This is a genomic window from Brevibacillus sp. JNUCC-41 (genome assembly GCF_014844095.1).
Lineage (GTDB): Bacteria > Bacillota > Bacilli > Bacillales > DSM-1321 > Peribacillus > Peribacillus aracenensis.
This window is the reverse complement of sequence record NZ_CP062163.1, coordinates 3,631,175-3,644,325: the sequence shown is the minus strand read 5'-3', so window position 1 is coordinate 3,644,325 and position 13,151 is coordinate 3,631,175. Positions and strand designations below refer to the sequence as shown.

Sequence of the window (13,151 nt, the reverse complement as noted above, 5' to 3'; positions counted from 1 at the left end):
GTTTACTCGGTACTTTATATGTACCAAAAAATCGTTATAGATGTTGAACCCGTAACACTATACCCTAGAGCCCCTGATAATGCAGCATTACTAGCACCAAAATCTGCACTAATTGTAGTGGCCACTGATTTTGTCTGACCAATATTTAATACTATTCCTACCTCACCAATAGCAGTGGCAATTCCGCATGTAGCCACTACCTAAATGTCAATAGTTCATATATAATATATATTTGGTTTTTTTTGGTTCATATGTAATACTATACTAAATTTTTAAAAAGGGAAAGACTTAAACGAAGTATGTTTGAGTTCTTTTAGTGTCGTAGAATAATATTTTATATTCATTCTAACTAAATAGCCCTTACTCAAACGAGTAAGGGCTATTGGAAAGTTGCTTTACCTGCTTTTTTATCTGCAGTTACCTTTTTAGCTTTCTGGAATTTAGATAATGTTGATTCAGTACCTTTTCCGAAGATAGAATCAAGTGATCCAGGGTTAAATCCTTCCAAATAAAGTGCGGCCTGCATGATCAGTAAGATTGCCTTTAGCACCTTTTTTAATCGTGACAATGGCAGCCTTAGTTTTAGCTCCCTATTTACCATCCACAACAAGTTTTTTATTGAACTGCTTATTGATATGTTAAGATAAAAAAACCATAATTTAGGTAAGTTGCTATGGCTGTACACAAAATTAGTGGGTTTTATCTTTAAAACTCATAAAATTAAATAATTAGGATTATTTTAAAAATAGGAAAATTCCTAACAGTAAGGGGAAAAAGACATGACAACAATTACAGTTAAGAAAAAAAACATATTGGAGTAGGTTCACTTTCTTTCGCCCTTTGTTTAATCGGAATATTGTTTAATTTTCGATTTGGTGATAAATTTTGCATTGGAGATATTATTTTAAATAATATTGGGTTAAGCGCTTGGTCAAATGGTGATTCAGGTATTCATTATACAGTGTTCTATTCAATTATATTTTTTATCCCCTCCTTTATTATCGGTAATATTTACCATGATAATAAAGGCGCAAAAGCAGGGAAAATTATATCAGGTTTCCTATCAGTTCTTATAGTACAAGTACTCATAACAACTATTATCAATTTTGTGTAGGATAACATAATATGAGATAGTTAGTACATTCCAATTTAATAAGATGAATTTTTAACATTTTTTATCAAACTAGATTAAACGTAAAAAAATAGATTCAAAAAACAAGCCACTCTCAATGAGAAGGGCTTTTTTTAATCCTCTACGATCACATCAATAATCTCATTAAACTGAATATACTCAAAGGAACGATCTTTCTTCTGAATTCGTAGCTCTTTCGTGACAGGATGTATGTACACACAATTTGTAATTCTTGTGGATTTCCCTCGTTATGTAATCTAAATCTTATCGGTAAATGATATTCCATCGCATAATGAATGTTGTTTTCAAACTCTTCAACCTGGTATTCATCAAGGATAGGCTTTTTATTTAAGAAATAATCAACCTCACCTATTTTTTATTTAAAGCTTGATGTTCTGGCATAATCAATGCCGCTTGCCATTTAACGAGTCCTCTATCACGAATTGTACTCATCAGAAAGATAACGTAAAGCCGTAGCTCAATTCTCACATGTGGATAATTCTCTAGAAAACGCATTAAAACAAGCGAACTTTGCCCATTGGGTTCCAGGTATATTTAGCAATCTAGTAGGTTCATTCTACGAAAAGCTGAAACTATACAGGAATTCTGGAAGGTTATTAAGCAATGTAATAGAGTGGTTCATTATTTTATAACAAAAAAGCATTCACTAGGGAACAAGAAATAGTGATTGGCACAAAAGAGTTTAAGGAATTTTCTATGAAGGTTAAGAGTAGCGTTAAGATGCATAAAGGACAGTTTGCTTATTTTAACGGGATTGTGAACAAGCTTATGAACGATTTATACTTTGATGCTGAGTTTATGGACACCCTTAATTAATCTCAGAAAAGGTTTTTACCCGCCCAGAATATTTATTCCTTTAACCCTTAAAGTATAAGGATCATTCCACAAAAGAGTATGTTTCCAAATGAGAATTTTTTATTGGGGGTGATTCGGACTAACGGGGCAGAATAGTTTTTAAAAAATGGGAGAGGGAAACTCCCCCTCCTAAATTTAAATTTGAAAATTTTAGTTTTGAAGTGGTTCCACTAAATGGATCAAGAGGAAAAGGCTTGTACAGTTTTATTTTATACCAGCTTTTTTTAGCGCCTCCGCAACCTCTTTTGCAAACTCCAACGGACTTTGAATTGATTCAAGGTGCATATAAATGAGTCGTGGTTTTTCAAATAACCAGTGGTTGTGTACTGCCGAAACTTTTATATGATCACTCATTTTAATAGCTTTTAAAAAAGGATTCACTTCTTCCTGTAAAAAAACAAGTTCAGCTAAATTTAATGTTTTACTTTTCTTTGAAATTGGTTCAAAACTAAACTCAAGAGAAATTACCATCTCTGATTGAGTAGATTGACCAAGGATTGTTGGTTTTAGATCACGTCTCTCCCTTGTTACCATACATACATTATTTTTTTGCTGCGCTTCGCCTTTAAGGATTTTTGCGAGTTTCTTACACAAATCTTTAGACATTTAATCACCTCCAAAAAGATATACATTAGAATATGAAAATAAAAAGTTTTCGAAACTATCCAAAAGTTTATATATTAGAAAATGGACTAAATTAGATCTTTTTTAAACAGCAATCATAGTTTCATAGAGCACGAAATGAGACCACATTATATGATTGGTTTCCTTTTTATTTGTTCAGCGGCCCTAAAGAAAAAACTATCCTACAATTAATAAGGCATTTAAATTAGCTAAAATTATTAGGAGTGAAAGTAGCTGATTTATATGAGGAGGTGGAAAATTGAGAAAAATTCTATTTCCTATTATCCTAACAATATCTTTATTGGTGGATGTAGTCATGAAACTGTCACCAGTATTGAGAAAGACAATAGATTCGATAAGCTGAATGCGGAAATTGCAGAAATAAAAAAAGAAAAAGAACGAATAATTGCGGAAAAGAAAGCAAAAGAAGAGGCCGAAAGAAAAGAACGTGAGTGAATCGCAGAAAAGCAACGACAGGCCCAATTAGCAGCACAACAGAAGCCTCAGGAATCTCAACAAAAACAAACTAAATCAAATGATTTAGATGGTGATGGTTTTATTAGTCAATATGAATGGCCGAAATGAGCAGTGGAGAACAAAAACAGTGGACCAAAGACTTTACAGAATGTGTAGACTCAGGTAAGGATGAATGTGGACATGAATAATATTACTTGTTTTAACTATATAAACTGAAAAGAGAAAAATGAATGAATATTAATATCAGAGTCAACCTCATCTATTTTTTTATTTAAAGCTTTATGTTCCGGCATACTCAATGCTGACTGCCATTTAACAAGCCCTCTATCACGAATTATCCCCATCAGAAAAATCCCTCCTTTACATCCATTATATACGAACAAAAGTTCTTATTAATACCAAAAAAAATTCCTTCCCCAAATAAGTTCGGGCTAGAGAAATGTTGATTTTCAAACAAATAAAAGAGACCACTTATTATGGTCTTCCTTTATGCCCTATGAAACTAACGAACCAGTTAGTTGAAGAACACCTACTTTAAAAACCTCTCTAGAAGAATTAATATTCTTGAGCTAGCCCATTTATGGCACGGGGCCAATACTGGCCGCTATTCTATCTAATGCTTCTTGTACTGTTGTCGGAGAAGGAGCTACCCAATCCCCTGGATTAGCAGGTGTATACGCTAGTCCAAAAGCATCATCAACTCTAATTAATGTTGTACCCGTTCCTACAAGAGTTACTCGAGACCGAATAGGTATCGAATCTACTGTCGCTCTGACTCTTGTACTTACATTATTAACCCCATTAACAATTAACCTTCCTGAATTAGGGAAAGGATTGAAAATATTTTCCGTTATAGCAAAACTGGTTAAATTCAAAGGATCGATTGGAATATGACCAGATTGAACATTAATGATAATATTTCCATTTATTCCTCCACCCACTAAATTAACTTGGGTATCCGTAGTTGCTTGTGAATTAATGATTATATTTCCACTAGAAACAAATGAAGCAAACATCACCATGTTAATTCCATTTTGAGTGTAACCAGAAGATAGCAACGAGTCACGAATATTGACTTGATTAACAGAAGTAGTTAAAGCAGTGAATGTTGGAGAAGGAGTTAAATTAACACTGACAAAGAATAACTTACCACTAAAACTGCTAGCTGTCACAAAGTTAAAGTCAAGGGGTGCAGATAACAAAGTTAAATCCACAAATCCAGATCGATTATCATTTTGAAATCCAGTTTCAAACCATGATGGATCATTAATATCGAAAGGTATCGATAACCTGGTTAATAAAGTACTGGTTCCAATCAATTGAACATTTGCTTTTAAATGAATTAATGGCTCTGTGTAGTTACCTGGTCCAATAGAGATAGCATACCGTTTAGTTGGTGATGCATCTAGGATAGATGCCATGGCCGCAGTGACGGTCAAGAATGGATCACATTCACTACCGTCAGCAGTCGCATCATTACCAGCTTTATTTACATAAACGATTTGAGTGGCTGTGGGTGGAGGTTCTATACAGCCGGGTCCTGGTGGGCCTGGGATTCCTTGGGGTCCCGGTGGGCCTGGGATTCCTTGGGATCCTGGTGGGCCTGGGATTCCTTGGGATCCTGGTGGACCTGGGATTCCTTGGGATCCTGGTGGGCCTGGGATTCCTTGGGATCCTGGTGGACCTGGGATTCCTTGGGGTCCTGGAGGGCCTGGGATTCCTTGGGGTCCTCGTAGTCCTCGGGGCCCTGGAATTCCAGGAACTCCTTGAGGGCCTTGAGGGCCTTGAGGGCCAGGGGGACAACAACAGTTCCTATTTAAACAGAAAGGACAACAAAAATTATTATGTGACATAAAATTCAGCTCCTTTCTAAATAATATATTCTTGCTTTTTAATATCGCTTGAATGTTTGTCCATATAGTTGTAACTAAAATGAAGAAACATATAGACGTAATAGCCAATGAAGAATCATATAACAACCTTTCCACTTTCACAGATATTGAAGATATAAATATAACGGTACGAGTATATAGAGATACTATTCGTATGTCTATTAAGCGTACAGATGTACAAGCCAGACTAATCGCATTACTAGAAGTTCTAAAACGTCACAGCTGCAAGCAAATCTGTGTGAGCTATATGTATAAGAATACATTGCAGATAAGCTTGAAGTTTCTTATAAAACTGTTCAACGTTTAATGAAGAAACTTGAAGACCTCGGCATGCCATGAAGAGAAAAAAGGATATGATGCAAACAGCCAATGCCATCATTATTCAACCTGTGAAAGATAAAATGTCCGGCAAGGACCCTATGAAAGAGTACAAGAAGTGTCCGGCCATTAAAACAACTACTTATTTCTTATAACAAAATATTAAAAACAATAAACGTAAAGCCGTTGCTCAATATTCTAATTTGGATAATCCTCTAAAAAACTCTTTAAAACAAGAAAGAATATCCACAGCCAGGAAAAACCTTTTATTGAGACTAATTAAGGTTGTCCATAAAATCTGCATCAAAGTATAGCTCATTCATAAGTTTATTCACAATTCCATTGAAGTAAGCAAACTGCACTTTATACATGTTCACACTACTTTTCATCTTCATAGCAAATTCCTTGAATGCTTTGGTGCCGATTTCTTTTTCTTGTTTACCTGTGAATGCTCTTTTGTTAGATGGATAATCTACCACTCTATTACACTGTTTAATTACCTTCCAAAATTCCTGTATAGTTTCAGCTTCTTCGTAGAAAGACCCTACTAGATTACTAAATACACCTGGAACCCAATGAGCAACAAAATTCGTCTTTTAACCATAAGTTAGTGATACACCTTTTGGAAATTTACTTACCAAAGTATGAATCCCTTATAAGAATAAAGGTAGAGTACTGGTTGGCGCATATAACCTAGATTATATTTTCGAGAAGGAATAGAATAATTTCGATAAATATGTCATTGAGGTGTTGAAAGTTGAACATTAATATCAAAGTTTACTTACATTCTAAGGAAACTAAATTTTTACAAAATGGAAGCTTCCCTGTTCCTAATGCAAAATATAAGGAAGACCCAGATTGGACTGCAGCAGTTGCGGCGTACGAATGGATACAGAAAATCAAATGTAGCTATGCTGCTAGTAAGGATTTCCGAATAGATCATGTTGTTTATACGATGCTAAAGATATTACGGAGTTAGTCAAGAAGGTTAGAACCTTATTTTAAAACAAGGGAAGGTTTTACACTGTCATGGAGAAGGTGAGCATTTTCCTGATAAGAAACCAGGATACTCATTAAATATTCCCGTAGAAATCGAGTATCTAAAGAAAGACCCTCGGGAAGGGGTATCACTTATTTCAATTCAACAAAAACTCCCTTGGTTTTCGACCACTCCATGGACCAAAGCCAACAGCGATAATCATATGAGGGAAAAATAAAGCGGATTGAACAAATTCCTGATTTTTTACCAAAAGATAGATATGTGAGAAAGGCAGCATATTTGCTGCCTTTAATTCACGGTAGGTGAACTGTTTTAATATGGTGAAGATTTAAATATACAGGTTCCTCCCTTGCCGTAATAAGTTCAACAAAATTATCTTCTAACTTATTAATTTGTCCAATTAAATTGGAGTTTTCTCCTATATTAAAAATAATTAAGCTACCGATCAGTTTTTCCATTTGTACGTCAAAGGTTCTTGCCATTGAAAGTTTTGATGGATGTACAGGAAGATCCTTGTTACTTAAACCATAAGGAGTTTGGTTGTCTGTGTATGGGATAATCCACTTTAAATGAATTAAAGGTATATACATAGTCTTGTAAACTGGTGAATAGAATTCAAAGTAATTATTCATCACCCTTGTTATATAACCATGTAAAGGCTGGTTACCAGTTACGTATATTTCCGTGAACATCCCTTTCGCGGATAAAAGAGTTTTTCGTAGTGATAATTCTTCCTCCGCTTCAATTCCAGGTGAGTCTTCAGGAGGGGAAATCTCCTCGTTTTCCGTAGTATTTACTTTGCAATTTTGAATATGAATTATTGGAAGATACACAAAATCCTGTCCATTAAAGATAACCACTACATCAATACCAGTATCAACCAGTGTACCGAAAAAAAATTTTTTTCCGGAAATTTCGATTTTAATTGTTTTGCCTCTGAGATTTTGTAATATTTTATTCATAATCATCCCTCCTTCCTACATTAATAACCAATTGGTCCAAAAATACAGCGAGATTAAACTTACGATTAACCCTATAGGAATTATTAAAAAGGTAACTCTAAGATACTTTCCCCAGGAGATATTGATGGAGTGTTTCTTCAATATATACATCCAAATTAATGTGGCCAGCGTACCAACAGGCGTTAACAAAGCACCTATATCGCTTCCAATCACGTTAGCAAGATAAGCAATTTGTACAAGGTGAGGATCCAATCCCATCTCTGTTATCGACAAAGTCCCTATCATAACTGCAGGAAGATTATTAAATAAATTGGATAGGATAGTTAATAATATGCCCATGATCATGGTTGCGTTGAATGGGCTGTCCATAATTAAGGGTTTTAAATTGCTGACTATATATTCATTCAAGCCAACATTCTTCAACCCATATACCAGCACGTACATATTGAAAGCAAATAAAAGAACATGCCAAGGTGTTTTCTTTACAATATCGCCAAGACCAGTTTTGGTTTTATACCATCTAAGTAATATCAAAAGGAACGCTCCCACCATACCGATCAATTCCAAGGGAACCCCAAATGGTGTAAGTGCGAAGAAGCTCGCCCGAGTTAAAATGACGATTGCAAAACTCATTTTAAACAACTTCCAATCATTATCTTCGGAATGTTGTTTAACATCGAGTGGATGAGTTTGCACATAGCGTGAAAAGGTTTTATCCCATTTTACAGGTACACTGGGAATTTTCCTTGGAAGGTCCTTCTTAAAATATAGATAAAGTAATAACCCTATTGTTAAAATCCCTATCATTGAAGGAACAAACATCATATTGATATAACTATTTAGGCTCAATCCTACAATTTTTAGTGCAATCAAATTGGAAATATTGCTTACTGCTATTGGGGCACTCGCTGCGGTTGCAATTAGAGCTCCTGATATTAGATAGGGGATTTTTTGGTGAGGTTTAATCTTTAGTAACGTTACAATGTGAATAATGATAGGTGTTGTGATAAGGATACTTCCATCGTTATTGAAAAACATTGTCATGAAAAAACATAGGAGATTAGTATAAACGAATAATCTAACCCCTGAACCCTTAGACCGGATGATGATATTTAAAGCAATCCACCTAAAAAAACCAATGCTCTCAAGTACAATAGACATCATTATGGTGGATAATATGGTTAAAGAAGCGCCCCTGATAATATCAAAAATATTTAAAACATCCATCCAAGGAACAATGCCTGCAACTAATACAGTCAAGGCACCTATTGTAGTAGGTATCGTTTCATTAATCCCAAATGGTCTCCATAACATGAGAATAATTGTTAAAGTAAAAATTATTGACATCAAGACAATTTGTGAACTAAGCATTTACCTCCGCCGCCTTGTTTTTGGATGGTGTAATATTTACGGTATCAGGAGTGGTTTGATTTTGAGGTTTTACAAAAAAAGAATAGAAGACTCCCCCAATTACAGAAAAAAACAAAATCATCATTCCATGTCCTCCTTTCAATTAGCCCTGGATTGTATCTAAGGCTTTAACCGTTTTGCCTTCAATTTTCCATGCACTCTTTCTGCAAATTTCATCAATGAAGAATAATTGTTTTTTTCATTTCCGTTTTCTGTATACATTTTTTCAGTGGATTTTATTAATTCGTAACATTTTTTATCTATCAGTTTCATTTTTTCTTTTAAATTATTTTTCTTTGAGGATTGTTCGTTCATTTCTTGAGGGCCTGAGTTCCTGAATTCTTCAGTCAAGTTATCTTGGATTGCCTCTTGTATATCTTTTTTTTTAGTTTCTGAAGGTTTTTCCTTCTTACTTTCTTTTTTATTAGTTTTTGACGATTTTTCCTTCTTATTTTCTTTTTTATTAGTTTCTGACGATTTTTCCTTCTTATTTTCTTTCTTATTAGTTTTTGAAGGTTTTTCCTTCTTACTTTCTTTTTTCTTTTTTTCAAGGGATTTTTGTTTCTTATATTTATCCGTACTTTTCTTTACATTGAATTGATCTTGGTTCACTTCATTTCCTGTAGATTGAACAGTTGGTTCTTCTTTCACGTCAGATAAAACTTCCGAATGTACACTTATTTCAAGATTAGTTTCTGAAGGTTTTTCCTTCTTATTTTCTTTTACATTGAATTGATCTTGGTTCACTTCATTTCCTGTAGATTGAACAGTCGGTTCTTCTTTCACGTCAGATAAAACTTCCGAATGTACACTTATTTCAGGATTAGTTTCTGAAAGTTTTTCCTCCTTATTTTCTTTTACGTTGAATTGATCTTGGTTCACTTCATTCCCTGTAGATTGAACAGTCGGTTCTTCTTTCACGTCAGATAAAACTTCCGAATGTACACTTATTTCAGGATAAGTTTCTGAAGGTTTTTCCTTCTTATTTTCTTTTACGTTGAATTGATCTTGGTTCACTTCATTCCCTGTAGATTGAACAGTCGGTTCTTCTTTCACGTCAGATAAAACTTCCGAATGTACACTTATTTCAGGATAAGTTTCTGAAGGTTTTTCCTTCTTATTTTCTTTTACGTTGAATTGATCTTGGTTCACTTCATTCCCTGTAGATTGAACAGTCGGTTCTTCTTTCACGTCAGATAAAACTTCCGAATGTACACTTATTTCAGGATTAGTTTCTGAAGGTTTTTCCTTCTTATTTTCTTTTACGTTGAATTGATCTTGGTTCACTTCATTTCCTGTAGATTGACCAGTCGGTTCTTCTTTCACGTCAGATAAAACTTCCGAATGTACACTTATTTCAGGATTAGTTTCTGAAGGTTTTTCCTTCTTATTTTCTTTTACGTTGAATTGATCTTGGTTCACTTCATTCCCTGTAGATTGAACAGTCGGTTCTTCTTTCACGTCAGATAAAACTTCCGAATGTACACTTATTTCAGGATTAGTTTCTGAAGGTTTTTCCTTCTTATTTTCTTTTACGTTGAATTGATCTTTGTTCACTTCATTTCCTGTAGATTGACCAGTCGGTTCTTCTTTCACGTCAGATAAAACTTCCGAGTTTGCAGAGGCTGGTTCATCTTTTTCAAAAGTTAAAATGTCCTGTTCTTGTTTCTGTTCAGCAGGCTCTTCCTTCCCTTTGGAATTAACTTCAGTGTCTTCCTTCAACACGGAATCACTTTCCTTAACTTGATCTGCATCTGACTGTTTATTTTCAGTATTTTCGTCCTTATTTTCCTTTTGTTTGTTCTCGGATGATTCCTTATTATCTATCCCTTTGAAAATGTAGAGTATATTTGATAATTGGACATAAAGTTGTTTATCCTTATTTAATAAAACGATATAATTATTAGTTACGGTACTTAAAAATCCGTCAAAGGATAGATTGTTCTCTCTATTTACTGTCACCCATTGACCTTTGAGTTCATTTATTAGTTCTGTAAAACTTTGTTTCTGTGTTGGTTTGTGGTCAAGTATTTGAACCTGGAATTCTTTGGTGTTTTTTAATAAGGCATAAACCTGATTTAAGTTAAAATAACATTGTTTATCAGGATTCATTTGAATGACAATAAAGTCGCTTTTCACATCAAGTACTACCCCATTATGAACGGTTTTATCATCGGAAATAATACTAATATTAAAACCTATCAGTGAATTAAGTGCTTCGTGAAAATTTTGTTCTTTCATCTGAGGAGTCCCCCCTTATTAATTGGATGGTCGCTTCTGCCCAAGAAGCGACACATCATTTATGTTATACTATTTTTCTTTTTCTTCTGCTTTATTATCTTTATTTTTTTCCGCTTTTCCATCGTCTTTATTATTTTTATTTTTTTCCGCTTTTCCATCGTCTTTATTATTTTTATTTTTTTCTGATTTTTCATCTTCCTTTTGTTTCTCTACTCTTGCCCCGTAACTGATGCTGCGGATATGGAACATTGACAGACGAATAACTTCTTCGTTTAGGATTAATGTTACGAATTCATCATTAATATCATGAAGTACGCCTTCAAGCTTCTCGGGACCGCCTCGGTTAATATTTACCCATTGATTTCTGAGGTCACCTAGTAAGCCTTTAAAAGTTGCAGCTGTTTTAAAAGTAAAATCTTCGGGAACCTCCAGTTGAAATTGGAACCCCTTCTTTACATTCTCGGTAATACTTTTGATATGGTCAGTTTTATAATAGATAACACCTTCTTGTTCAGTTAAAATCGATAAGTGGTCATCATAAATGCCTAATAATAATCCTGTCCGAGATTCAGGCCCTCCTCTATCTACCTTTAGAACTTTCCCAACCAAATTAGTTAACCATTCCTTATTCATAATGTTGCCCCTCCTATATAATCATTTACCCTGTATGTATATGTGTCATGGAATGACATTGTGTCGTGGTAAATGTCCATCTTCTATCAATAAGAATGAAATTCACAAAAAATGTGTATATGCACTTACCTTTAGAATTTCCTGGGGTTAAATGAAAGAAATTACTGAATGAACTATATGATAAGAAGGAGAAAGAGATGGCGCTAAATACATGTGGGAAATTCTCTCAGCATCTAACAGATGCATTGGTGTAATGGATAGTCCAACTTTAACTAACCTAACTGAAGAGTGGATCGCTATTTAGCGAATTCATTAAAACGAATGTACCCAAAAAAAAGACCCCGGCGCATTACCGGAGTCATTTTAAACAGCTAAACTAAAATGTATTTTTTTTGGTTTCTATAAAACCTGGTGTTTGGTCACCATTTTTCTATTTCGTTTTTATACAACTTGTGTAAGTTTAGATTTTTGAGGCTATTTATAACAGCTTTTCCCCGTACTTCCTTAATTGACGAAGGAATAGTAAACAAATTCGACATGTCTGAATTTAGTACTTGATGTTGGACAGAAATACTCGGAATAATTCTTGGAAACTTGAAATGTGATGCTAAATGAAACCCCCATAAGCCGAAAGAGGGAACAATAACATTGTATTCAAGTGTATTAAGACCGGCCCTATTAATTGTTTTACCAATACTCCAAAATACTGTTGGTGTATCTTCTGGTGAATTGGACTGACAAACTAACACACCTTGTTTCGATAATATTTTTGCTGTTTGGCTGAACAATTCAACTGTATATAATGAGCTAATGACTTGGTCAACGGTATCTGGAAAATCAATAATTATTACGTTGTAGGGCTGCAATTCCCTTAAAGTAAATTTGTTTGCATCTTCAAAATGAATATTTACCTTTTCGTCCAGTAAAGAACAATTATTTTGAGTTATTAATTTTGGATTCGTCTTTGCAAGTTCAATCACCTGAGAATCTATATCAACAAGATCGACATGTTTTACGTTGGGATATTTAAGAACTTCACGTAAAGCAAGTCCATCTCCACCTCCCAATATGAGAACCCGTTCATGGTCAGAAGCCATCTCCATCGCAGGAAATACTAATGCTTCATGATAATGCCTTTCATCCAATGAAGAAAATTGTAACTCTTGATCTAAATATAAACGCAAGTCATTGTCCTCAACCAATGTAATATCTTGAAATTGACTTGATCCATGATAGAGAATATTATGTTGTCCTTCCACAAGTTCTTTTAACTGTATACTATCATATGCATTTCCGCGGTCATCCAGTAATTCTACAGTCCTTTCACTATCTTTCTTTTTACTGCCATCATAAGTGAAAATAAGATCTTTTATGGCAGGTTTATTTTTTGATTCATGCCCGCGTGAAAGTTCATAAACAAAAGCAGAACCCACTTTCATTTTGTTAAGAATCTCTTCTAATACTGGCCATAATTCCTGATTTCCGCACGTATATAAATCTAAAGCAGCATAACGGTGTTCCGGCCATGTATGAATCGAAAAATGGGAAGTTGAGAGAATGCTGGCACCCGTTACCCCGTGAGGCAT

Annotated in this window: 12 protein-coding genes and 1 pseudogene; 2 read left to right on the top strand and 11 right to left on the bottom strand. The window is 34.5% G+C overall.

What is annotated here, in order from left to right:
• Positions 1-379: 379 nt before the first annotated feature.
• The 3 genes from JNUCC41_RS17805 to JNUCC41_RS17795 all read right to left on the bottom strand — a co-directional run bounded on the left by JNUCC41_RS17805 (position 380) and on the right by JNUCC41_RS17795 (position 2,614).
• A complete protein-coding gene (locus JNUCC41_RS17805) occupies positions 380-568 on the bottom strand; it encodes a peptidoglycan-binding domain-containing protein (RefSeq protein ID WP_192204146.1) in 189 nt (62 codons plus the stop codon).
• Between the two features lie 691 nt (positions 569-1,259).
• The gene (locus tag JNUCC41_RS27310; protein ID WP_353618334.1) at positions 1,260-1,469 is read right to left on the bottom strand and encodes a YolD-like family protein; all 210 of its coding nucleotides are present in this window, start codon (positions 1,467-1,469) and stop codon (positions 1,260-1,262) included.
• A gap of 743 nt (positions 1,470-2,212) precedes the next feature.
• A complete protein-coding gene (locus tag JNUCC41_RS17795; protein ID WP_192204145.1) occupies positions 2,213-2,614 on the bottom strand; it encodes a DUF1259 domain-containing protein in 402 nt (133 codons plus the stop codon).
• Positions 2,615-2,875: 261 nt separating this feature from the next.
• Here JNUCC41_RS17795 and JNUCC41_RS17790 point away from each other — a divergent pair, with 261 nt between their 5' ends.
• Positions 2,876-3,088, top strand: a complete 213-nt coding sequence (locus JNUCC41_RS17790; RefSeq protein WP_192204144.1) for a hypothetical protein — start codon at positions 2,876-2,878, stop codon at positions 3,086-3,088.
• Between the two features lie 224 nt (positions 3,089-3,312).
• Here JNUCC41_RS17790 and JNUCC41_RS17785 read toward each other — a convergent pair whose 3' ends face one another.
• Positions 3,313-3,453 (bottom strand): hypothetical protein, encoded by a 141-nt coding sequence (locus JNUCC41_RS17785; protein ID WP_192204143.1) that lies wholly within the window; start codon positions 3,451-3,453, stop codon positions 3,313-3,315.
• A 234-nt stretch (positions 3,454-3,687) separates the two neighbouring features.
• Complete coding sequence (locus JNUCC41_RS17780) at positions 3,688-4,962, bottom strand: collagen-like triple helix repeat-containing protein (protein WP_192204142.1); 1,275 nt, start codon at positions 4,960-4,962, stop codon at positions 3,688-3,690.
• 79 nt (positions 4,963-5,041) lie between these two features.
• Between JNUCC41_RS17780 and JNUCC41_RS17775 the strand changes: the two are divergent.
• Positions 5,042-5,471 (top strand): annotated as a pseudogene (locus tag JNUCC41_RS17775) (helix-turn-helix domain-containing protein); the annotation flags it as partial.
• Positions 5,472-6,612: 1,141 nt separating this feature from the next.
• Here the strand turns inward: JNUCC41_RS17775 and JNUCC41_RS17770 are convergent.
• The 6 genes from JNUCC41_RS17770 to JNUCC41_RS17750 all read right to left on the bottom strand — a co-directional run bounded on the left by JNUCC41_RS17770 (position 6,613) and on the right by JNUCC41_RS17750 (position 13,151).
• Complete coding sequence (locus JNUCC41_RS17770; RefSeq protein ID WP_192204141.1) at positions 6,613-7,281, bottom strand: DUF2642 domain-containing protein; 669 nt, start codon at positions 7,279-7,281, stop codon at positions 6,613-6,615.
• 15 nt (positions 7,282-7,296) lie between these two features.
• A complete protein-coding gene (locus JNUCC41_RS17765) occupies positions 7,297-8,652 on the bottom strand; it encodes an arsenic transporter (RefSeq protein ID WP_192204140.1) in 1,356 nt (451 codons plus the stop codon).
• Positions 8,645-8,776 (bottom strand): hypothetical protein, encoded by a 132-nt coding sequence (locus JNUCC41_RS27095; RefSeq protein ID WP_286182143.1) that lies wholly within the window; start codon positions 8,774-8,776, stop codon positions 8,645-8,647. Before JNUCC41_RS27095 ends, JNUCC41_RS17765 begins: the two co-directional genes overlap by 8 nt.
• A 35-nt stretch (positions 8,777-8,811) precedes the next feature.
• Complete coding sequence (locus JNUCC41_RS17760) at positions 8,812-10,932, bottom strand: DUF2642 domain-containing protein (protein WP_192204139.1); 2,121 nt, start codon at positions 10,930-10,932, stop codon at positions 8,812-8,814.
• A gap of 69 nt (positions 10,933-11,001) precedes the next feature.
• On the bottom strand, positions 11,002-11,565 hold the full coding sequence (locus JNUCC41_RS17755; protein WP_192204138.1) for a hypothetical protein: 564 nt from the start codon (positions 11,563-11,565) through the stop codon (positions 11,002-11,004).
• 419 nt (positions 11,566-11,984) lie between these two features.
• Positions 11,985-13,151 carry a spermine/spermidine synthase domain-containing protein gene (locus JNUCC41_RS17750; RefSeq protein ID WP_192204137.1) on the bottom strand — a complete coding sequence of 389 codons (1,167 nt, stop codon included), beginning with the start codon at positions 13,149-13,151 and terminating at the stop codon, positions 11,985-11,987.